General features: G+C 70.4%; 19 protein-coding genes. 9 read left to right on the top strand and 10 right to left on the bottom strand.

The annotated features are described in order from the left end of the window. The first annotated feature begins 22 nt into the window (after nucleotides 1-22). Genes LMU33_RS13360 through LMU33_RS13350 form a run of 3 tightly spaced genes read left to right on the top strand, consistent with a single transcriptional unit; the run spans nucleotide 23 to nucleotide 2821 of the window. Nucleotides 23-871 (top strand): isoprenyl transferase, encoded by an 849-nt coding sequence (locus tag LMU33_RS13360; RefSeq protein ID WP_228620339.1) that lies wholly within the window; start codon nucleotides 23-25, stop codon nucleotides 869-871. 40 nt (nucleotides 872-911) lie between these two features. Beyond that, a complete protein-coding gene (locus tag LMU33_RS13355; RefSeq protein ID WP_228620337.1) occupies nucleotides 912-2243 on the top strand; it encodes a histidine-type phosphatase in 1332 nt (443 codons plus the stop codon). Nucleotides 2244-2284: 41 nt separating this feature from the next. Beyond that, nucleotides 2285-2821: a YcxB family protein gene (locus tag LMU33_RS13350; protein ID WP_228620335.1), complete on the top strand. Its 537-nt coding sequence runs from the start codon at nucleotides 2285-2287 to the stop codon at nucleotides 2819-2821. 5 nt (nucleotides 2822-2826) lie between these two features. Here LMU33_RS13350 and LMU33_RS13345 read toward each other — a convergent pair whose 3' ends face one another. From LMU33_RS13345 to LMU33_RS13330, 4 genes are all read right to left on the bottom strand, one after another. Then, nucleotides 2827-3243: a Fur family transcriptional regulator gene (locus tag LMU33_RS13345; RefSeq protein WP_228620333.1), complete on the bottom strand. Its 417-nt coding sequence runs from the start codon at nucleotides 3241-3243 to the stop codon at nucleotides 2827-2829. 63 nt (nucleotides 3244-3306) lie between these two features. Next, nucleotides 3307-4209 (bottom strand): metal ABC transporter permease, encoded by a 903-nt coding sequence (locus LMU33_RS13340; RefSeq protein WP_228620331.1) that lies wholly within the window; start codon nucleotides 4207-4209, stop codon nucleotides 3307-3309. Then, nucleotides 4209-4979, bottom strand: a complete 771-nt coding sequence (locus tag LMU33_RS13335; protein WP_228620329.1) for a metal ABC transporter ATP-binding protein — start codon at nucleotides 4977-4979, stop codon at nucleotides 4209-4211. The genes LMU33_RS13340 and LMU33_RS13335 overlap by 1 nt, the downstream gene beginning before the upstream one ends. Before the next feature lie 11 nt (nucleotides 4980-4990). Then, nucleotides 4991-5950, bottom strand: a complete 960-nt coding sequence (locus tag LMU33_RS13330) for a metal ABC transporter substrate-binding protein (protein WP_228620328.1) — start codon at nucleotides 5948-5950, stop codon at nucleotides 4991-4993. 184 nt (nucleotides 5951-6134) lie between these two features. On the opposite strand from LMU33_RS13330, the gene LMU33_RS13325 reads away from it, so the two are divergent. Next, on the top strand, nucleotides 6135-7517 hold the full coding sequence (locus tag LMU33_RS13325; RefSeq protein ID WP_228620326.1) for a glycine--tRNA ligase: 1383 nt from the start codon (nucleotides 6135-6137) through the stop codon (nucleotides 7515-7517). 68 nt (nucleotides 7518-7585) lie between these two features. On the opposite strand, the gene LMU33_RS13320 is transcribed toward LMU33_RS13325, so the two are convergent. Together LMU33_RS13320 and LMU33_RS13315 are read right to left on the bottom strand one after the other, a co-directional pair. Further along, a complete protein-coding gene (locus tag LMU33_RS13320) occupies nucleotides 7586-8701 on the bottom strand; it encodes an endonuclease/exonuclease/phosphatase family protein (RefSeq protein WP_228620324.1) in 1116 nt (371 codons plus the stop codon). A gap of 174 nt (nucleotides 8702-8875) precedes the next feature. After that, nucleotides 8876-9919 (bottom strand): chitinase, encoded by a 1044-nt coding sequence (locus LMU33_RS13315; protein ID WP_228620322.1) that lies wholly within the window; start codon nucleotides 9917-9919, stop codon nucleotides 8876-8878. A gap of 168 nt (nucleotides 9920-10087) precedes the next feature. On the opposite strand from LMU33_RS13315, the gene LMU33_RS13310 reads away from it, so the two are divergent. Next, nucleotides 10088-11098: an aldo/keto reductase gene (locus LMU33_RS13310; RefSeq protein WP_228620320.1), complete on the top strand. Its 1011-nt coding sequence runs from the start codon at nucleotides 10088-10090 to the stop codon at nucleotides 11096-11098. A gap of 26 nt (nucleotides 11099-11124) precedes the next feature. Beyond that, complete coding sequence (locus LMU33_RS13305) at nucleotides 11125-11721, top strand: TetR family transcriptional regulator (protein WP_228620318.1); 597 nt, start codon at nucleotides 11125-11127, stop codon at nucleotides 11719-11721. On the opposite strand, the gene LMU33_RS13300 is transcribed toward LMU33_RS13305, so the two are convergent. Next, nucleotides 11702-11926 carry a hypothetical protein gene (locus LMU33_RS13300; protein ID WP_228620316.1) on the bottom strand — a complete coding sequence of 75 codons (225 nt, stop codon included), beginning with the start codon at nucleotides 11924-11926 and terminating at the stop codon, nucleotides 11702-11704. The genes LMU33_RS13305 and LMU33_RS13300 overlap by 20 nt on opposite strands. Here LMU33_RS13300 and LMU33_RS13295 point away from each other — a divergent pair. After that, nucleotides 11916-12296 carry a hypothetical protein gene (locus tag LMU33_RS13295; protein ID WP_228620314.1) on the top strand — a complete coding sequence of 127 codons (381 nt, stop codon included), beginning with the start codon at nucleotides 11916-11918 and terminating at the stop codon, nucleotides 12294-12296. The genes LMU33_RS13300 and LMU33_RS13295 overlap by 11 nt on opposite strands. Nucleotides 12297-12468: 172 nt before the next feature. Here the strand turns inward: LMU33_RS13295 and LMU33_RS13290 are convergent, their stop codons facing one another. Both LMU33_RS13290 and LMU33_RS13285 read right to left on the bottom strand, forming a co-directional pair. Next, nucleotides 12469-12693: a hypothetical protein gene (locus LMU33_RS13290; protein WP_228620312.1), complete on the bottom strand. Its 225-nt coding sequence runs from the start codon at nucleotides 12691-12693 to the stop codon at nucleotides 12469-12471. Between the two features lie 125 nt (nucleotides 12694-12818). Next, complete coding sequence (locus LMU33_RS13285; protein ID WP_228620310.1) at nucleotides 12819-14246, bottom strand: MFS transporter; 1428 nt, start codon at nucleotides 14244-14246, stop codon at nucleotides 12819-12821. Between the two features lie 101 nt (nucleotides 14247-14347). Here LMU33_RS13285 and LMU33_RS13280 point away from each other — a divergent pair, with 101 nt between their 5' ends. Continuing rightward, nucleotides 14348-15244: a helix-turn-helix transcriptional regulator gene (locus LMU33_RS13280; RefSeq protein WP_228620308.1), complete on the top strand. Its 897-nt coding sequence runs from the start codon at nucleotides 14348-14350 to the stop codon at nucleotides 15242-15244. 43 nt (nucleotides 15245-15287) lie between these two features. Here the strand turns inward: LMU33_RS13280 and LMU33_RS13275 are convergent, their stop codons facing one another. Continuing rightward, a complete protein-coding gene (locus LMU33_RS13275; RefSeq protein ID WP_228620306.1) occupies nucleotides 15288-16739 on the bottom strand; it encodes an MFS transporter in 1452 nt (483 codons plus the stop codon). 159 nt (nucleotides 16740-16898) lie between these two features. On the opposite strand from LMU33_RS13275, the gene dusB reads away from it, so the two are divergent. Next, complete coding sequence (gene dusB / locus LMU33_RS13270; RefSeq protein ID WP_228620304.1) at nucleotides 16899-18056, top strand: tRNA dihydrouridine synthase DusB; 1158 nt, start codon at nucleotides 16899-16901, stop codon at nucleotides 18054-18056.

The raw sequence follows: 18056 nt of genomic DNA, 5'->3' as shown, positions 1-18056 counted from the left end.
GCAAGAGGGAGACGAGAAGCACATGGTCGTACGCGGGATCCTGGGGCGCCAGCGGCGCGAGTACAAGGCGCCGGAGCCGCACCCGTCCGGCGCCCGCGCGCCCAAGCTCCCCGGCGAGCTGGTCCCGAACCACGTGGCCATCGTCATGGACGGCAACGGGCGGTGGGCCAAGGAGCGCGGGCTGCCCCGGACGGAGGGGCACAAGGTCGGGGCCGAGCGGGTGCTGGACGTGCTCCAGGGCTCGATCGAGATCGGTGTGCGCAACATCTCCCTCTACGCCTTCTCCACCGAGAACTGGAAGCGTTCCCCCGACGAGGTCCGCTTCCTGATGAACTTCAACCGCGACTTCATCCGCAAGACGCGGGACCAGCTCGACGATCTCGGGATCCGGGTGCGCTGGGTGGGCCGTATGCCCAGGCTGTGGAAGTCGGTCGCCAAGGAACTGCAGGTCGCCCAGGAGCAGACCAAGGGCAACGATCTCCTCACCCTGTACTTCTGCATGAACTACGGCGGGCGCGCCGAACTCGCCGACGCGGCGAAGGCGCTGGCCGAGGACGTCGCGGCGGGGCGGCTCGACCCGTCGAAGGTCAGCGAGAAGACCATCCAGAAGTACCTGTACTACCCCGACATGCCGGACGTGGACCTCTTCCTGCGGCCCAGCGGGGAGCAGCGCACCTCCAACTACCTGCTCTGGCAGAGCGCGTACGCCGAGATGGTCTTCCAGGACGTGCTGTGGCCCGACTTCGACCGCCGTGACCTGTGGCGGGCCTGCGTCGAATTCGCCTCCCGCGACCGGCGGTTCGGCGGCGCCGTCCCGAACGAGGAACTCCTCGCCATGGAGGCCGCGATGAAGGGCGAGTCCACTTCGTAGCCACCGGCGGTTCACGCGGGCCGCCGAGGATGGAGGACTTATGAGACGTCTCACGCCCGTTCTCGCCCTCGGCGCCCTGCTGCTCACCGCGCTGCCCGCGCACGCCGCCGACGACCCCCCGCACCGCGAGAGTTACGGCACCAAGGCGCCGTACGAGCCCGGGCAGAACCCGCGCGCCTACCAGCAGCCCCCGGCCGGATACACCGCAGTCTTCACCGAGAACGCCTCCCGGCACGGCTCCCGTGCGGCGACCGGCAGCGAGGACGGCGACCTGGTCCTCGGACTGTGGGACAGGGCGCAGGCCGAGGACCAGCTCACCGGCCGGGGAGAGGAGTTCGGGCCGACGGTGCGGGCACTGACGGCCGCCATGGAGAAGGTCGGCTACGGCAACCTCAGCGAGCGCGGCCGGCAGGAGATGCGGGACACCGCGACGCGGACGGAGCAACGGCTGCCCACGCTGTTCGCGAAGATCGCCGACGAGGGCGAGAAGATCGACGTGGTCAGCTCCGGGCAGGGGCGGGCCGTGGACAGCGCGGGCGAGTACACCGGCGCCCTCGCCGCCGCCGACCCCGCGCTGAAGCCGCTGATCGCTCCCACCCGCACCGACAAGGACCTGCTGTACTTCCACAAGGCGGCGGGCGGTGCCGCGTACCGCGACTACATCGCGAACGACCAGCGCCTCAAGGACACGCTGAACGCGATCACCGACCAGCCCAGGACGCAGGAGGCCGCGCACAGTGTGCTGCGCAGGATCTTCAAGCAACCCTTCGTCGACGGGATCAGCGACCAGGTGGGCGCCGCGCAGGCGATCTACAACCTGTACGCAATTGCACCGGCCATGACCGAGGAGAGCCCCGACCCCGACGGCAGTGGCTGGGGCATGGACCGCTACATCTCGCGCTCGGACGCGGCCTGGTTCGGCTACCTCTCCGACGCCGAGGACTTCTACGAGAAGGGCCCCGGCTTCTCCGGCAGCGACATCACCTACAAGATGGCCGGCGTCCTCCTGGACGACTTCTTCCGGCAGGTCGAGGCCAAGCGCGCCGGCACCAGCGACCTCGGCGCCGAGCTGCGCTTCACCCACGCCGAGGAGATCATCCCCCTCGCCGCGCTGATGGGCCTGCCGGGCAGCACCAGGCCGGCGACGCCGGGGGAGCCGTACACCTACGCCGACAACCCCTGGCGGGGCGCGTCGGTGGCGCCTCTGGGTGCCAACGTCCAGTGGGACGTGTACGAGAAGGACGGCCGTTACCTCGTCCGCATGCTGTACAACGAGCGGGAGACGCCGTTCAAGGCGGGCTGCCGTCCGATCACCGAGCACAGTGCCTTCTACGACCTGGACGAACTCGAGCGGTGCTTCGGGCGGGCATGAGCGCGGGCGCCGCATGATCGGCTTCTGTACGATCCCGCTTCATGGTCATGGACATGGGGCGGGATGCGGTGCAGGACGTCGTGGAACTGACATACCGGCCGGAGGTGGCGGACTTCACCTCGGCGCTGCGGGCGCGGCTGCGGGTGAGCCGGCAGGGGTGGATCTACCGGTGGATGCCCTTCGTGATGGGGTGCGGCGCCCTCGTGGAGATCGTGTCGCTCGTGCGCGGGGACAAGCACTTCTCGCCCGGCATGCTGGCGTCCATGGTCGTGGCCACCACTGCGCTGGCCTTGTCTCCGTGGTTGCAGGCCCGCGCCTTCCAGCGGCTGGCCGAACAGCGGGGCGTGTTCCGGGCGATGGTCACCGAGAGCGGCGTGTCCGTGGCGACCGACCACACCACGGGGTCGGTCGCCTGGGCCGCACAGCCCCGATACCGGGAGACAGCGCGCGTGTTCGTCCTGTTCAGCGCCGACAAGAACGCCACCACGTTCACGACGCTGCCCAAGAGAGGCTTGGCCGACCCGGCGGACGCAGACCGGCTGAGGGCGATCCTGGACCGCCACCTCAGCCGCGTGTAGCAACGTCAGCCGCTCTGCGCCGCGCAGTCCGCACACGTACCGAAGATCTCCACCGTGTGAGCCACGTTCACATACCCGTGCTCCGCCGCGATCGCCTCGGCCCACTTCTCCACCGCCGGGCCCTCCACCTCCACCGCCTTGCCGCAGGTACGGCACACGAGGTGGTGATGGTGTTCGCCGGTGCTGCAGCGGCGGTAGACGGACTCGCCGTCGGACGTGCGCAGGACGTCGACCTCGCCGGCGTCGGCGAGGGACTGGAGGGTGCGATAGACCGTGGTCAGGCCGACCGAGTCGCCCTTGTGCTTGAGCATGTCGTGCAGGTCCTGAGCACTGCGGAACTCGTCGACCTCGTTCAGGGCCGCCGCCACGGCTGCCCGCTGTCGGGTCGCGCGGCCCTTCACGGGCGGTCCAGCGGTCGTCACCGTTGTCTCCTCACGTCTCGCTTCTGCCCGGGCGGCCATTGTGCCAGCCCGGGCTGTCGGCGGTCAGACGATGATCTCGTCCCCGGCCTCTCTCGTGGCCGGAAGCGTGCACTCCGCCGGATCCCCGGCGGGCTGTGCGGCGGCCGCCGCGCGGGCGCGTCGGCGGGCCAGTGGCGCGGCCAGGACCGTCAGCGCGACGAACGCGGCGATGGTCAGCAGGACGATCGTCGCGCCGGGCGGCACGTCCTGGTAGTAGGAGGTGATCGTGCCGCTGACGGTCACGGCCACCCCGATCGCGACGGCGATCACGAACGTGGCGCTGAAGCTGCGGCTGAGCTGCTGCGCCGCCGCCACCGGCACCACCATCAGCGCGGACACCAGCAGCAGCCCCACCACGCGCATGGCGACCGTGACCGTGACCGCGGCCGTGACGGCCGTGAGGAGGTTCAGCGCGCGCACCGGCAGGCCCGTGACCCGCGCGAACTCCTCGTCCTGGCTGACCGCGAACAACTGGCGGCGCAGGCCGAGGGTGACCAGCACGACGAACGCGGCCAGCAGACAGATCGACAGGACGTCCGACTGCGACACCGTGGACAGCGAGCCGAACAGGTACGTCGTCAGGTTCGCGTTGGATCCCGTCGGCGCGAGGTTGATCAACATCACGCCGCCGGCCATACCGCCGTAGAAGAGCATGGCGAGGGCGATGTCGCCGCGCGTCCTGCCGTACCAGCGGATGAGCTCCATGAGGACCGCGCCGAGCACCGAGACGGCGGTCGCCATCCACACCGGGGAGGTGGACAGGAGGAAGCCGAGGCCGACGCCCGTCATCGCCACGTGTCCGATGCCGTCGCCCATCAGGGCCTGGCGGCGCTGGACCAGGTAGATGCCGACCGCGGGCGCGGTGATGCCGACCAGGACGGCGGCGAGCAGCGCGCGTTGCATGAAGGCGTAGTTCAGGAGGTCCATCAGCTCAGCAGTCCCGTCCGCAGAGGTTCGGTGCCCGCCGGCGCGTGCGGGTGTACGTGGTCGTGGCCGGGCAGCGCGTGCTGGCCCACGGCCTGCGGGGGCGGGCCGTCGTGGAGGACACAGCCGTCCCTGAGTACGACCGCCCGGTCGATCAGCGGCTCCAGGGGGCCCAGTTCGTGCAGGACGAGCAGGACCGTCGTACCGGAGTCGACCTGCTGCTTCAGCGTGCGGGCGAGCACCTCCTGGCTGGCCAGGTCGACGCCGGCCATCGGCTCGTCCATGATCAGCAGTTCGGGCTCGGCGACGAGGGCGCGGGCGATCAGGACGCGCTGGTGCTGGCCGCCGGACAGGGCGTTCACCGAGTCCTTGGCGCGGTCGGCCATCCCGACCAGCTCCAGGGCCCGGTGCACGGCTTCCCGGTCGGCCCTGCGGAAGACGCCGAAGCGGGTGCGGGAGAGCCGGCCGGACGACACGATCTCGGTCACCGTCGCGGGCACGCCGCCGACGGCGGTCGTCCGCTGCGGTACGTAACCCACGCGCGCCCAGTCGCGGAAGGCGCGGCGCGGGGTGCCGAACAGCTCGATCGCGCCGCCGCTGACCGGGACCTGGCCGATGATCGTGCGGATGGCCGTGGACTTGCCGGAGCCGTTGGCGCCGAGCAGCGCGACGACCTCGCCGCGGTGGACGGTGAGGTCGATGCCCCGGAGCACGGGGCGCGCGCCGAGTTCGGCGGTGACCGCGCGCAGGGATATGACGGGGTGGCTGGTCATCTCGTGTCCCCTCACTTCGAGCCGAGGGCCTGCTGGAGCGCCTTGAGGTTGGCTTCCTGGACGGAGAAGTAGTCCCGGCCGCGGGACTTGGCGGTGATGCCCTCGATCGGGTCGAGGACGTCCGTCCTCAGGCCGGCGTCGCTCGCGATGGTCTTCGCGGTCCGGTCGCTGACGAGCGTCTCGTAGAAGACGGTGGTGACGCCGTCGGCCCCGGCCATCGTCTCCAGGTCCTTCACGCGTGCGGCGCTGGGCTCGGACTCGGGGTCGAGGCCGTTGATGGCCTCCTCGGTCAGGCCGTAGCGCTCGGCGAGGTAGCCGAAGGCGGCGTGGGTGGTGATGAAGACCTTGGTCTTCGTGTGCGCGAGGCCGTGCTTGAACTGCTGGTCCAGGTCGGTCAGCTGCCTGACCAGGGCCGTGGTGTTCTTCCGGTAGTCGGCGGCGTGCCTGGGGTCGGCCTTCTCGAAGGCCTTGCCGACGCCCTGGGCGACCTGGGCGTAGCGCACCGGGTCGAGCCAGATGTGCGGGTCCTTGGCCGAGGACTCCTCGTTCTCGTGGGTGTCGTGCGCGGCCGCGTGGCCGCCGACCTCGTTGCCGTGCTGTTCCAGCGTGGTCAGGGAGGCCGCGTCGATCTTCGTGCCGACCGGGGACTGGGCCACCGCGTCGTCGACGGAGGGCTGGAGGTTCTTCAGGTACAGGACGGCGTCGGAGTCCTGGAGGGAGGCGATCTGCCGGGGGCTGAGCTCCAGGTCGTGCGGCTCCTGGCCGGGGGAGGTGAGACTGGTGACGTGGACGTGGCTCCCGCCGATCCGCTCGGCGAGGAAGGCCATGGGGTAGAAGGACGCGACGACGTCGAATCTGCCGGTGTTCGCCGCCTCCGCCTTGTCGCCGGAGCAGGCCGTGAGGGTGCCGAGGCCGAGGGCGGTCGCGGCGGTGATCGCGGCGGCGGGTATGAGGCGTCGTCGTACGTTCATGACAGTCATTTTCAACAAACATGGAAACCGTTGTCAACAAACGCCGGTAAGGGCCCGGTGAGAGGCCGGGGGACGGGCTTGGGGAGGGGGCCGATTTGGTCCGGGGGGAGCCTGCGCCGGTAACCTGAATCATTCGCTGGAAGCATCTCGCTTCAACGCCCGTCGTCGTAATGAAGAGAGCACCGTGGCCGCCGACAAGATCGACACCATCGTCAGCCTGAGCAAGCGCCGTGGCTTCGTTTTCCCGTGCAGTGAGATCTACGGCGGACAGCGTGCCGCCTGGGACTACGGACCGCTGGGTGTCGAGCTCAAGGAGAACATCAAGCGCCAGTGGTGGCGCTACATGGTGACGTCGCGCGAGGACGTGGTCGGTATCGACTCGTCCGTCATCCTGGCCTCCGAGGTCTGGGTCGCCTCCGGCCACGTCGCCACCTTCACGGATCCGCTGACCGAGTGCACCGCGTGTCACAAGCGGTTCCGCGCCGACCACCTGGAAGAGGCGTACGAGGAGAAGAAGGGCCACGCCCCGGCGAACGGCCTGGCCGACATCAACTGCCCGAACTGCGGCAACAAGGGCCAGTTCACCGAGCCCAAGCAGTTCTCGGGTCTGCTGTCGACGCACCTCGGCCCGACGCAGGACTCCGGCTCCGTCGCCTACCTGCGCCCCGAGACGGCCCAGGGCATCTTCACCAACTTCGCCCAGGTGCAGACCACCTCGCGCCGCAAGCCGCCGTTCGGCATCGCCCAGATGGGCAAGTCCTTCCGCAACGAGATCACGCCCGGCAACTTCATCTTCCGCACCCGCGAGTTCGAGCAGATGGAGATGGAGTTCTTCGTCAAGCCGGGCGAGGACGAGAAGTGGCAGGAGTACTGGATGGAGCAGCGCTGGAACTGGTACACCGGCCTGGGCCTGCGTGAGGAGAACATGCGCTGGTACGAGCACCCGAAGGAGAAGCTCTCCCACTACTCCAAGCGCACCGCCGACATCGAGTACCGCTTCCAGTTCGGCGGCAGCGAGTGGGGCGAGCTGGAGGGTGTCGCCAACCGGACCGACTACGACCTCGGCGCCCACTCCAAGGCCTCCGGCCAGGACCTCTCCTACTTCGACCAGGAGGCCGGCGAGCGCTGGACGCCGTACGTCATCGAGCCCGCGGCGGGTGTCGGCCGGACCATGCTGGCCTTCCTGCTCGACGCCTACGTCGAGGACGAGGCACCGAACGCCAAGGGCAAGATGGAGAAGCGGACCGTGCTGCGCCTCGACCACCGGCTCGCCCCGGTGAAGGTGGCGGTGCTGCCGCTGTCCCGCAACCCCGAGCTGTCGCCGAAGGCCAAGGGTCTCGCCCAGGCGCTGCGGCAGAACTGGAACATCGAGTTCGACGACGCCGGCGCGATCGGCCGCCGGTACCGCCGCCAGGACGAGATCGGTACGCCGTACTGCGTGACCGTCGACTTCGACACGCTCGAGGACAACGCGGTGACGGTCCGGGAGCGCGACTCGATGAAGCAGGAGCGGGTGTCTCTCGACCAGATCGAGGGGTACCTGGCCGGCCGCCTGCTGGGCTGCTGACGCAACTCCGGCCTTTTCCGCCCGCCCACCCGCCGGACTCGTCCGGCGGGTGGGCGGGCGTCTTTCGGCTACAGGTCCAGGTCCACGTACAGCGCCGCGTGATCGGATGCCTCGTCGGTCTTCGCCGTCACGCTGCCGAAGTGGTTCGGGTGCGCGAAGATGCCCCGGGTCTCCAGGCCCACCTTCTGCACCTTCGACCACAGAGCCGGCGGAAGCAGGATGTAGTCGAGCTTGTCCCGCTTGTCGTGGCAGGTGCCATGTGTGCCGGGATCACCCTGGTAGGAGGGATGGCTCATCACATCGCGCAGTTCGGGTGTGCTGCCCAGCAGCACCCCGACGGGCTTGCTGTCCGGGGAGTCGTTGAGGTCTCCGGCGACCACGACGTTCGGGGTGCGCTTCTGGGCGGCCCGGTAGATCTCCGCGACCCGTTCCGCCTGGGCCAGGCGCAGCTCGGGATCGTCGTTGAACTTGCTCTTGAGGTGGTTGCCGAGGATCACCAGCGTCTCCCCGTTGCCGAGCTGGATCTCGTACTCGGGGCAGTCGCGGCTGAACAGATGCTTCGTCGGGTCCGCCGGGTCGGGGTCGAAGAGGTGCGGCCGGACGGAAACGATCGGGAAGCGACTGAGGATCCCGATGTCGATGCCCCGCGGGTCGTTGCCGTCGATCAGCATGTTGAAGGGGTACGGCTGTCCGCCCAGCCCCAGGACGTGCGCGTTGAAGCGCTCCAGGGTGAGCCGGTCCTCGACCTCGGGCACCAGCAGGACGTCGGCGTCGACCTCTCTGATCACTCGCCCGGTGTTGCTGACCGCGGTCATGTCCAGGTCGGCCTGGCCGAGCTCGGCCCAGCCGGCCCACGCGCCGCGGCCGGCGGCGCGGATGATGAGCTGGGTCGGCTGTGACCCCGGCGGAGGCGTGTCGAAGAGCCCGCTGTTCTTCCCGGGGCGGTTCTGGTTGACGTAGATCGGCGGGGGGTTGTCCGGGTCGCTGCTGTACGCCCGGTGCTTCAGGACGAGCGCCGAGATCTCCTGCTTGTCCGCCTCGGTGTACGTCTCCTTGTCCAGGAGAGTGACCAGCCGGTCGAAGTCGTCGAGGACCTGCTTGCGCTCGGCCGCGTCCGAGAGGCGGAAGACGGATGGGCGGCGGAAGAGGTTCTCGGTGTTGAAGGTGGCGATACGGACGGCCATGGCGAGCCTCCCTCGGGCGGCGCTGGAGCACCGCACGGCCGGCGGCAGGCGCCGCCGAAGTGACTGCTCGCCGACAATCTCCATTCTCCGAGGGGCGGCGAACCGTGTCCACCGGAGCCGATGCTGCCACCGTGCCGCACGTGCCGGCCACCGCCATCGGACTCGCCGCCCTGCTCAACGGCCCTGCAGCGCCTTGACGTTGTCGCCGAAGGTCCAGTTCTTCGATCCGTCCCAGTTGATCGACCAGGTCATCAGGCCCTTGAGGGAGGTGCCGTAGTGGTTCCAGGCCTGGGCGACGAGGGACGGTGACATGTAGCCGCCGCCCGCGCCGGGCTGGGCGGGCAGACCCGGGACCTGCTTGTCGTACGGCACCTTGATCGTGGTGCCCTGGACCACCAGTCCCCTGTTCAGGCAGTCGGTCTGGGCGGTGAAGCCCGCGACCGTGCCGGCCTCGTAGGAGTCGCCGGAGCAGCCGTACATGCTGCCGTTGTAGTACTGCATGTTCAGCCACCACAGCCGGCCGTTGTCGGCGTACTTCTTGATGATCGGCAGGTAGGCGCCCCAGATGGAGCCGTAGGCGATGCTGCCGCCGGTGACGTACGCGGTCTCGGGGGCCATCGTCAGGCCGAAGTTCGACGGCATCTGCGCGAGGACGCCGTCGATGATGCGGATCAAGTTGGCCTGGGACGTGGACAGTTGGCTGATGTTGCCGCTGTTCGTCAGGCCGGTCTCGATGTCGATGTCGATGCCGTCGAAGTCGTACTTCTTCAGGATCGGGACGATCGTCGCGACGAAACGGTCGGCCACGGCGGTCGAGTTCAGGTCGATGCCGGCCGCCGCGCCGCCGATGGACAGCAGGATCGTCTGGCCCGACGCCTTCGCCGCGCACATCTGCGCGGGCGTCGCCACCTTCACGCCGGTGTCCATGCCGTCCTCCCACAGGGCCGTGCCGTCGGAGCGGATGACCGGGAAGGCCGCGTCGATCACGTTGTAACCGTGCGCGGGGATGCGGGAGTCGGTGACCGGGGTCCAGCCGAAGGGCGGGTGGACGCCGTTGGCGGAGCCGTCCCAGTTCTCCCAGTACCCCTGGAGCACCTTCCCGGCCGGCCGGGACCTCACCGCGCAGGTGTCGGCGGCGGAGGCGGTGGGGGCGGTGGCGATTCCCAGAGGGATGAGGACGGCCGTGGTGAGCGCGGTGGCGAGCAGACGTCTGATCATGCGAGGCCTCCCGGTGGGGGTGCGGTGAGGTGTCGTAGACATGACAGTGCTCTGGTCCAGACCTCTCGTCAATAGGTCTGGACCAATCGGCGCCGCCGGATCGCCTCGAATGACAAAGTTGGAATGACAGATATTGAAATCTGTCAGCTGTCATGCCACAGTGGAGCCATGACGAAGCGAACCCGAACCCTCGGAACCACCGGCCCCCTGACCTCCCCCCTCGGCCTCGGCTGCATGGGCATGTCCGCGCTCTACGGCGACGCCGACCGCGCGGAGTCCGTCGCGACCGTCCATGCCGCCCTGGAAGCGGGCGTCACCCTGCTGGACACCGGCGACTTCTACGCCATGGGGCACAACGAGATGCTGATCGGCGAGGCCCTGCGCACCGCCCCGGCCGCCCTCCGCGAGCAGGCGCTGACCAGCGTGAAGTTCGGCGCCCTGCGCGACCCGGACGGCAATTGGAGCGGCTACGACGGCCGCCCCGCCGCCGTGAAGAACTTCGCCGCCTACTCCCTGCAGCGCCTCGGCGTCGACCACATCGACGTCTACCGGATCGCCCGCCTCGACCCGGACGTGCCGATCGAGGAGACCGTCGGCGCCATCGCCGAACTGATCGAGAAGGGGTACGTCCGGCACGTCGGCCTGAGCGAGGTCGGCGCCGAGACCGTCCGCCGGGCCGCCGCCACCGCCCCCATCGCCGACCTGCAGATCGAGTACTCGCTGATCAGCCGGGGCATCGAGCAGGAGATTCTGCCCACCACCCGCGAACTGGGCATCGGCATCACGGCGTACGGCGTGCTCTCCCGCGGCCTGATCTCCGGCCACTTCTCCCGCGACCGGCAACTGGCCGCGAACGACTTCCGTGCCCACTCGCCCCGCTTCCAGGGCGAGAACCTCCAGCACAACCTGAACCTGGTCGAGGCCCTGCGCAAGATCGCCGAGCACAAGGGCGTCACGGTCGCGCAGATCGCCATCGCCTGGGTGCTCTCGCGCGGGGAGGACATCGTGCCGCTGGTCGGCGCCCGCACCCGTGAGCGGCTCGGCGAGTCGCTGGGCGCGCTGGACGTCACCCTGGAGGCGGCCGACCTGGCGGCGATCGAGGAGGCCGTACCGGCGGACGCGGCGGCCGGCGACCGTTACCCGACCGCGCAGATGGCACACCTCGACAGCGAGCGCTGACCGTGGCTCCGGGTACGGTCTAGGGCATGGCACCGCCCACCGAGACCCTGACCGCCGAGCGCATCCTCGAAGCGACCGAGGAGGTGCTGCGCCGCCACGGCCCGGCCAAGGCCACCGTGGTCGACGTGGCGCGCGCGCTCGGCGTCAGCCACGGCAGTGTCTACCGGCACTTCCGCACCAAGGCGGCACTGCGCGAGGCCGTCACCAAGCGCTGGCTGGACCGGACGTCGGAGAAACTGGCCGTCATCGTCACGGCGGACGGCACTCCCGGCGAGCGGCTGCGGGCCTGGCTCGCGGCGCTGTTCGAGACCAAGCGGCACAAGGCGGGCGACGACCCCGAACTCTTCGCCACCTACACGGTGCTGACCGAAGAGAACGGCACGGCGGTCGGCGAGCACATCGCCGACCTGACCGCACAGCTGACCCGGATCATCGCGGACGGGGCCGGGTCGGGCACCTTCCCGGTGCCCGACCCGGCCGCCGCGGCCCGAGCCGTCTTCCAGGCCACCGGCCGCTTCCACGACCCCTGCTACGCCCGGGAGTGGAAGGCTCCCGGAGTCGACGAGGAGTTCACGGCCGTCGTGGACCTGCTGGTACGGGGTCTCAGCTCACCGTCACGGTGACCGGCGCGGAGTGGAGGGTGCCGGACCTGGTCGCCACCCGCACCTGCTCGGTGCCCTTGTTGGTGAAGGTGCGCTTGATCGCGTAGGTGCCGTTCCTGTTGACGACCCCCGTGGTCTGGAGCGTGGTCCAGGCGCCGTTGTGCATGTGCTGCAGCACCAGCAGGGTGCCGGCCTTGGCGCCTCTGATCCGACCGGTGAACACCACGGTGTTCCCGACCTTGACGACCCGGCGGCTGGCCGCGACGGTGATCGCGCCCATCGCGTTCGGCGTGCGCGACGGCCTCATGCTCGGCCTGGTGGTCGGCATGCCGGTGCGGGTCATGGAGGGCCTCGTGCTCGGCATACCGGTGCGGGTCATGCTCGGCCTGGTGGTCGGCATGCCACTACGGGTCATCGAGGGGGAGGTGGTCGGCATGCCGGTGCCGGGCGTCGACGGCGTGGTGGTCGGCATGCCGGTGCGGGGCGTCGAGGGCGTGGGAGTGGGAGTCGGCGTGCTGGTCGCGGCGAGTGCTCCGGTCGTACCGCCGGAGAACAGCGCCACGGAGAGAACCCCGGCGCCCAGCGCGCGGCCGTAGCGGTGATGGCGGAGTACGGAGGTCATGTTCATCTCCTGTCGCTCGATCGGACGTCTCCCAGGCTGACCCGACTTCGCTGCGTCGGCCACTCGGGACGCTGTGTAACTGTCCATCCGATCGGATGAGAGCGCAGGTCAGTGCGGATGTCCGGGTCCTTTTCGGACCCGCGCGCTCAACGGGAGGGCTGCCGGTCCGCCGCCGGATCGACCGTCGCCTGATGGGCCTCGGCCAGATGCTCCTCCGCCTTCAGCCACGGCAGGAACTGGGCGCCTCTGCGCCAGCCGCACGTGTCGCATCTGATCGTGCGCTGCACCCCCGTGCGCTGCACGCGCACGACGTGCTCCCGGCCGTGCTGGTCCCAGCGGCTGACCTTGCTCGTGCTGTTGCCCTGCGGCATGACGCCTCACGTCTCCTCGACTCCTGTGGCACACCCCGGCCGGGACAGGAGTGTGCAGCAAGACGAACATCAACAGGGGGAGCTTCACATGGAGTTGTCCAAGCCGTGGCCGGAGCCGCCCCGGCTCAGCCGACCTCGCGCGGCAGCCGCAGGCTGAGCAACCCGGTCAGCACGACCCCTGCCAACTGCACCAGCAGCGTGGTGACCAGCGCGTCCCGCATGCCCAGGCGCGGCACGAGGGTGAGGAACAGGGTGCCGAGCGTGGCCACGCCGAGGGCGAGCGCGGACTGCTGGGTGGTGACCATCACACCGCTGCCGACACCGGCCCGGGCGGGCGGCACCTCGGACATCACGATCCGGAAGACGTTGGGCAGTTGGAGCGCCTGCCCGGCACCGGCCACGGCGGCGCCCGGCAGCAGCGAACCGAAGTCCAGGTGCGGCCAGTCCCGCCAGGCGGCCAGCACGAGCAGCAGCACGCCCACGCCCTGGACCAGCGAGCCCGCGGTGACGACCCGGGTGCCGTGACGGGCCGTCAGCCTGGGCCCGGCGAGGGAGACGAACAGGAACACCACGGCCATCGGCGCGAGCGCGAGCCCGGCCGAGACCGGACCGAGCCCGGCGCCCTGCTGCAGCGCCAGCGCGATGACGAACATGAACCCGCTGAAGCCGACGGAGAACGGCAGGATCAGGATCAGACCGCGCCGCAGCGAGGCCAGCGCCAGCAGACTCGGCGGCACCAGCGGGGTCCGCCCCGACCGGTCGGCCCGCCGCTCCACGGCCCAGAAGGCGCCGGTGGCGAACGGGAACGCGGCCAGCGACAGCCACGTCCACAGCGGCCAGCCCGCTGCCCGGCCCTCGGTGAGCGGGGCGAGCAGCGTCAGCAGGGACACCGCGAGCAGGACCGTGCCGGGCCCGTCGACGGGCTCGGGGTGCTGCGACCGGGTCTCGGGCACGACCCGCACGGCGAGCAGCAGGCCGAGGGCGACCACGGGCACGTTGACGAGGAACACCGCGCGCCAGCCGGTCCCGGCGACATCGGCGGCGACGAGCACCCCGCCGAGTATCTGCCCGGCGACCATGGACAGTCCGGCGGTCGCGCCGTACAGGCTCATGGCCCTGGCGCGGCGCGCGCCGCGGGTGGTGGCCTGGATGGTGGCGAGCACCTGCGGCAGCATCGCGGCGGCCGAGGCGCCCTGCGCGATCCGCGCCGCGACCAGGCTCCAGGCGTCCGGCGCCAGTCCGCAGGCCAGCGAGGTCAGGCCGAACGCGGCCATGCCGCCGAGGAACAGCCGGCGCCGGCCGAACAGGTCTCCGAGCCGCCCGCCGAGCACCAGCAGCACGGCGTACGCGACGCCGTACCCGGCCACCACCAGCTCCAGCACGGCCTCGCTCGCGGCGAGGTCGGTGCCGATGGTGGGCAGGGCGACGTTGACGATGAAGAAATCGACGAGCGGCAGCGCCGCGGCCAGCAGTACGGTGAACAGCCCCGGCCCGCCGAGTGCGGGTGGTGCGGCCGTCGTTCGGACAGCCGGGGTGATGACGGTTTCACTCATGACCCCGAGCCTGCGCCACCGCGCAGACTGGTACCAGAGTGTCCTGATCCTGGTAGAACGAGTACCTGGCAACAGGATGACGATCGGGGCACCCTGGAACCATGACGACCATGGCCTCGGACCGGCAGACCGCCCCGCAACCGACCGCGCGGGGCTCGGAGATCCGGCGGCACGAGCTGGCCGCGTTCCTGCGCAGCCGCCGTGAGCGCATCAGCCCCGAGCAGGTGGGCCTGCCCCGCGGGGCCCGGCGCCGTACGCCCGGACTGCGCCGGGAGGAGGTCGCCCAGCTCTCCGCGGTCGGCGTCACCTGGTACACCTGGTTGGAACAGGCCCGCGACATCCAGGTCTCCGTGCAGGTCCTGGACGCCCTGGCCCGCACCCTGATGCTGGACGCCAGTGAACGCGCCCACCTCTTCCAGCTGGCCGGCGCCACCGATCCGACCCCCGCCGCGAGCTGCCCGAGCGTGACCCCGGCCCTGCGTCAGATGCTGCGCCAGCTGGAGCCGATCCCGGCCTGCATCCAGAACAGCCGGTACGACATCCTCGCCTACAACCGCACCTACAGCCGCCTGCTCTGCGACCTGGACGCGATCCCGGCGGAGGACCGCAACTGCATGCTCCTCGTGTACACGAACAAGGACTGGCAGGCGGCGGTCGTCCACCTTCAGGAGACCCAGCGGCTGATGGCCGCCCGGCTGCGCGCGTCCCTGGCCGGCCATCTCGGCGAGCCGGCCTGGAAGATGCTCCTGAAGCGCCTGGAGGCGCAGTCCCCGGAGTTCCGCGAGAACTGGCGGCGTTACGAGGTCGTCGGCACCCGCTCCAAGACCAAGGAGTTCCTCAACGCCCACGTGGGCCGGCTCAAGCTGGAGCACACGGACCTGTGGCTGGGCCCGGAGCAGGGCGCCCGCATGGTGACGTACGCCCCGGCCGACGACGAGAGCCGCGAGCGTCTGGAGAGGCTGTACGACCTCGCCCGCGCCGCCACCGCGAGCGCCTGAGAAGGCCGGGGGAGGGGGACCTCCGCCTGGGCGAGGGCGGACGCTAGCCGCGCCCCGACGCTCCCACGGTCTGGCGGATCTCCCCGGACTCCAGGGTCTCGGCGGCGCGCTCCGCGGTGCGGTGGGCCCAGCGGCCGCTGGTGAGGAGGCCCAGGAGGAGGACGGCCAGGCCGCAGGCGGTGAGGATCCCCCAGCCGGGCCGGGCCGCGTGGACGAAGGCCTGCTTCATGGGTGACGACCCGATCCCGGAGGCCAGGACCGCGCCGACCACCGCGACGCCGAGCGTCTGGCCCAGCTGCCGGCTCGTGGAGGCGACCGCGGCGGCGACCCCGGCCTGGGCGCGCGGCATGCCGGAGACGGCCGTGTTGGTGATCGGCGCGTTCACGAAGCCGAAGCCGATGCCGAACAGGATGTAGCCGGCGAGCAGGGTGGCGTTCGACGTCTCCGCCTCGAAGGCCGCGAAGAGGACGCCGCTCGCCGTCATCGCCGTACCGGCGATCAGCAGGGGCAGACGGGGACCGCGGCTGCCCACCAGGCGGCCGGACAGCGGCGCGCACAGGAAGGTCGGCGCGGCCATCGGGAGCATCCACAGGCCCGCGTGCAGGGCGTCGAGACCGCGGACGTTCTGCAGGTAGAGCGTGGAGAGGAACAGGAAGCCGCCGAGCGCCGCGAACGCGCTGATCGCGATCACCGTGGCGCCGCTGAACGGAGCCGAGCGGAAGAAGCGCAGGTCGATGAGGGGTTCGGCGCGCCGGGGCTCGAACCGGAGGAGGCCCAGCAGGGCCGCGAGGGCGATCGCCATGAACGGGGCCACCGCGGCCGCGCCCGAGTCCGGCGCCTCGATGATGCCGTACGTCAGCGAGCCGAACAGGGCGATGACCAGGAGCTGCCCGACCGGGTCGGGGCGGCGGGCCTTCGGTGCGCGGGACTCGGGGACGAAACGGAGGGTGAGCAGGAGGGCCGCGAGGCCGACCGGCAGGTTGATCCAGAAGATCGAGCGCCAGCTCACCGACTGGACCAGCAGGCCGCCGACCAGCGGACCCGCCGCCATGGATATGCCGACCACCGCGCCCCAGACGCCGATCGCGCGGGCCCGTTCACGGGCGTCGGTGAAGGTGTTGGTGATGATCGACATGGCGACCGGGTTGAGCATCGAGCCGCCGACCGCCTGCACCATCCGGAAGACCACCAGCAGGGACAGGTTCGGGGCGAGCGAGCACAGCAGCGAGCCGACGGAGAAGACCACCAGGCCCGCCATGAAGACCCGCTTGCGGCCGATCCGGTCGGCCGTCGAGCCCGCGAGCATCAGCAGCGAGGCGAGCACCAGCGTGTAGGCGTCGATCGTCCACTGCAGTCCGGAGGTGGTGGCGTGCAGATCGCGCTGCATGGACGGCAGCGCCACGTTCAGCACGGTGTTGTCCAGGCTCACGATCAGCAGGCTCATACAGCAGATCGCGAGCACGAGGAGACGGCGGCGAGGGCTCAACTCGGGCATGGAAGGAATCGTACGCCCATTTCGATAGTGCGTCTAACTAATAGTGTGCCTAATTGATGTGCGCTACACGATCATTGTGGTCCGGTTGCCCGAGCTGTCGGCCGAGTGAGGGACAATGGGTGCTTGCCCTGTGCTGTACGTCCGTACCGGAGTCGTCTGATGCCCCACCCGCTCTCCATTGGCCCGCACGCCGTGACCCCGCCCGTCGTGCTCGCACCCATGGCGGGCATCACCAACGCGCCGTTCCGCACCCTGTGCAGGGAGTTCAGCGGCGGCAAGGGGCTGTTCGTCAGCGAGATGATCACGACCCGGGCGCTGGTCGAGCGCAACGAGAAGACCATGCAGCTGATCAGGTTCGACGCGAGCGAGCAGCCGCGTTCGATCCAGCTGTACGGCGTCGACCCGGCCACCGTCGGCAAGGCCGTCCGCATGATCGCGGAGGAGGACCTGGCCGACCACATCGACCTGAACTTCGGCTGCCCGGTCCCCAAGGTGACCCGCAAGGGCGGCGGCTCGGCCCTGCCGTACAAGCGGAACCTGCTGCGGGCGATCCTCCGGGAGGCCGTGAGCGGTGCCGGCGACCTCCCGGTCACCATGAAGATGCGCAAGGGCATCGACGACGACCACATCACCTTCCTCGACGCCGGCCGCATCGCCGTCGAGGAGGGCGTCACGGCGATCGCCCTGCACGGCCGTACGGCCGCCCAGCACTACGGCGGCACCGCCGACTGGGACGCCATCGCCCGGCTGAAGGAGCACGTCCCGGAGATCCCCGTGCTCGGCAACGGCGACATCTGGTCGGCCGAGGACGCGCTGCGGATGGTGCGGGAGACCGGCTGCGACGGGGTCGTCGTCGGGCGCGGGTGCCTGGGGCGGCCGTGGCTGTTCGCGGACCTGGTGGCCGCGTTCGAGGGGCGCCTGGACGCCCGTGCCGGAGGCACTGATGGATGCGGTGCCCGGCCGTCGCTGCGTGAGGTGGCCGATGTCATGGTCCGGCACGCGACCCTGCTCGGGGAGTGGGCCGGCGACGAGTCCAAGGGCGTGGTCGACTTCCGCAAGCACGTCGCCTGGTACCTGAAGGGCTTCGCGGTCGGCTCCGAGATGCGGGGGCGGCTCGCGATCACCTCCTCGCTGGCCGAGCTGCGCAGCGGGCTGGACGAGCTCGACCTCGACCAGCCGTGGCCGGCCGGCGCGGACGGACCGCGCGGCCGTACGTCCGGCAACAACCGGGTGGTGCTGCCGGACGGCTGGCTGAAGGACCCGTACGACTGCGCGGGGGTCAGCGAGGACGCGGAGCTGGACACCTCCGGCGGCTGA

The sequence above is a fragment of the Streptomyces barringtoniae genome, assembly GCF_020819595.1.
Classification (GTDB): Bacteria; Actinomycetota; Actinomycetes; order Streptomycetales; family Streptomycetaceae; genus Streptomyces; species Streptomyces barringtoniae.
This window is presented reverse-complemented; position numbering and strand designations above follow the sequence as displayed.

Coding starts and splice junctions, on each gene's coding strand:
- LMU33_RS13355 (WP_228620337.1), top strand. CDS start 912: ATGAGACGTCTCACGCCCGTTCTCGCCCTCGGCGCCCTGCTGCTCACC.
- LMU33_RS13340 (WP_228620331.1), bottom strand. CDS start 4,209: ATGGACCTCCTGAACTACGCCTTCATGCAACGCGCGCTGCTCGCCGCC.
- LMU33_RS13315 (WP_228620322.1), bottom strand. CDS start 9,919: ATGATCAGACGTCTGCTCGCCACCGCGCTCACCACGGCCGTCCTCATC.
- LMU33_RS13280 (WP_228620308.1), top strand. CDS start 14,348: ATGACGACCATGGCCTCGGACCGGCAGACCGCCCCGCAACCGACCGCG.
- LMU33_RS13360 (WP_228620339.1), top strand. CDS start 23: ATGGTCGTACGCGGGATCCTGGGGCGCCAGCGGCGCGAGTACAAGGCG.
- LMU33_RS13290 (WP_228620312.1), bottom strand. CDS start 12,693: ATGCCGCAGGGCAACAGCACGAGCAAGGTCAGCCGCTGGGACCAGCAC.
- dusB (WP_228620304.1), top strand. CDS start 16,899: ATGCCCCACCCGCTCTCCATTGGCCCGCACGCCGTGACCCCGCCCGTC.
- LMU33_RS13350 (WP_228620335.1), top strand. CDS start 2,285: ATGGTCATGGACATGGGGCGGGATGCGGTGCAGGACGTCGTGGAACTG.
- LMU33_RS13330 (WP_228620328.1), bottom strand. CDS start 5,950: ATGAACGTACGACGACGCCTCATACCCGCCGCCGCGATCACCGCCGCG.
- LMU33_RS13310 (WP_228620320.1), top strand. CDS start 10,088: ATGACGAAGCGAACCCGAACCCTCGGAACCACCGGCCCCCTGACCTCC.
- LMU33_RS13305 (WP_228620318.1), top strand. CDS start 11,125: ATGGCACCGCCCACCGAGACCCTGACCGCCGAGCGCATCCTCGAAGCG.
- LMU33_RS13335 (WP_228620329.1), bottom strand. CDS start 4,979: ATGACCAGCCACCCCGTCATATCCCTGCGCGCGGTCACCGCCGAACTC.
- LMU33_RS13320 (WP_228620324.1), bottom strand. CDS start 8,701: ATGGCCGTCCGTATCGCCACCTTCAACACCGAGAACCTCTTCCGCCGC.
- LMU33_RS13285 (WP_228620310.1), bottom strand. CDS start 14,246: ATGAGTGAAACCGTCATCACCCCGGCTGTCCGAACGACGGCCGCACCA.
- LMU33_RS13275 (WP_228620306.1), bottom strand. CDS start 16,739: ATGCCCGAGTTGAGCCCTCGCCGCCGTCTCCTCGTGCTCGCGATCTGC.